The 2,031-nt window shown below is 45.4% G+C and carries 2 protein-coding genes; both read left to right on the top strand.

Annotated elements, in window-relative coordinates:
* On the top strand, nt 1-247 hold a 247-nt coding region (locus WBA23_RS20970), incomplete at its 5' end, for a hypothetical protein (protein ID WP_424584236.1).
* A gap of 17 nt (nt 248-264) precedes the next feature.
* The coding region (locus WBA23_RS20965; protein ID WP_424584235.1) for a TonB-dependent receptor plug domain-containing protein at nt 265-2,031 on the top strand (1,767 nt) is incomplete at its 3' end.

Genomic DNA, 2,031 nt, shown 5'->3' with positions numbered 1-2,031 from the left:
CTCCCGGGTATTTAACAATAATCTTTCGGGCAATGAGGGAGTAAACTACCGCAATGCTTCGCCCTTTGAGCAAGACGCTTCCAACCAATATGCTTCCCCACCTTTACTAGATGGTTTTGTCGGTATTGTAGCGGGCGAAGGCTTTGACCCAATCGCGCTTAACAACTGGTTCTCTTCAGTTGACTACATCGGAGCTGTTGACCCCAATGCCGACTGGACATTGGGATGGATTAAGATTTTACGATAATCAAACAATAACCCAACATGAAAAAGGTACTCAGCAGTATACTATTTATATTGCTTATCACCGGTTATGCTCAGGCTCAAGAAGAAATTGACCTCTTTGACCTGAGCTTGGAAGAACTGATGCAGTTAGATATCTCGGTAGGCTCAAAAACGGTGAAAAATCCCGATCAGATTCCGGGCGCGGTTACGGTAATTAGCCACGAACAACTAGAGCAGATGCAAGCCCGCTCATTGCGCGATGTGCTGAATACCTGGGTACCCGGTATGGATGTAGTCCCCACCTACTTTGGCTACGGCAATATGGTTAACTCAGGGATTTATTCCCGCGGCATTCTCTCCGACTTCAATCAGCAAATCCTGATTTTGTACAACGGGCAGAATAAGTTTAATGAGTCCACCTTCGGTTCGCCCTACCCCGGAATGTTCTTCACCTTAGAAAACGTAGAACGCATTGAAATCAACACCAGTCCGGCTCCGCTACTCGGAGGCAGTGCCCTGACTACCATCAATATCATCACGCGCGAAGGATACCTTAATGGTACGGAGGCTTTTGCCAGTGTTGGTCTTAATAGCGAAGATGGGTTACAGTCTAAGCGGTTCACCGTTAACCACGGAGTACGGCTAAAGGAGTGGCATTTGGGTACAAGCTTACAATACTTTGATGATATAGGACAAGCCCACCCTGACCAGCAAACCTTCGGTTTCACTAATGACAAGAACCAGCTACGGGACGGGGTGCAAAGTTCGCTCAACTTTCTGGTGAACGTAAAATCGCCCGGTGATAAAATAGAATTTGGCTCATGGTACAAGAACGTAAGTCGGGATGCGCTCTTTTCTAATTTAAACATATCCGCCAGCTCAGAGCTGTATAATTTTCAGTCATCTACCCTGCACAATTACTTAAATATTCAGGCGACCAATTGTGTGGAGGTATCGGCGGGGGTATCGTTGTTCGACTTTTCCAATACCATCAACCTAGATCAGCCTATCCCGGTGGGAGTTAACCAACGGATTAATGTTCCCTCCCGAACCGAGCTATCCAACTACAACGCGTACCTAAAAGTAGATTATTTAAAAGACTACACGCTATGGGGTGACCATACTATCAATGCCGGAATAAAAGTTGAACGAGAGGGCCAAAATAGCCACGCCATTAGCCAATTAAACGATCAGAATAACTTTATTGACGTAACCCAACAGCAGTTAGAACAATTTGCGCGGGAATTACCTGATGATAGCCGAACCATTGCGGCACTATACGCTGAAAACAACTGGAATATTGCCGATAATCTATCGCTACTCTTCGGGTTTCGGTACGATTACTACGATAATTTTGGAGATAGCGAAATATCAGCTTTCAACCCTCGGGTAGCGGTAGCCTATTTACCTAGCAAGAAATTTATCCTTAAAGCGCAGTATTCTTCGGCGGTTAGGCCACCTTCGTTGTACGAGATAAGTGGTAATAACTTCTTACCGCAGTTGTACGGTAACCAAACCCTTGGCTTTGAGTCGCTCAATACCTTTGAGTTCAGTGCCAAGTACCGCACTGATCGGTTTGAGATTACAGTAAATCCTTACTTTGCGCAGTTTGATAACCGTATCGCCTACGTGCCCTCTCTTATTGATACCACCAGTAACGTGGCTTCTAACAGTGGTTCAGTGAGTGTAGTAGGAGTAGAAGTAACCACTAAGTATGAGTGGAGAAAGCAGAACTATATCTTCTTGAATGCCTCTCAGCAAGACAGTCAGGATGGGTTAACCGATGACCAGACGTATTATATACCC

This window comes from Tunicatimonas sp., from assembly GCF_049647865.1.
Classification (GTDB): Bacteria; Bacteroidota; Bacteroidia; order Cytophagales; family Cyclobacteriaceae; genus Tunicatimonas.
The sequence above is the reverse complement of the archived record's forward strand: the minus strand, read 5'-3'. Positions and strand labels throughout refer to the sequence as shown.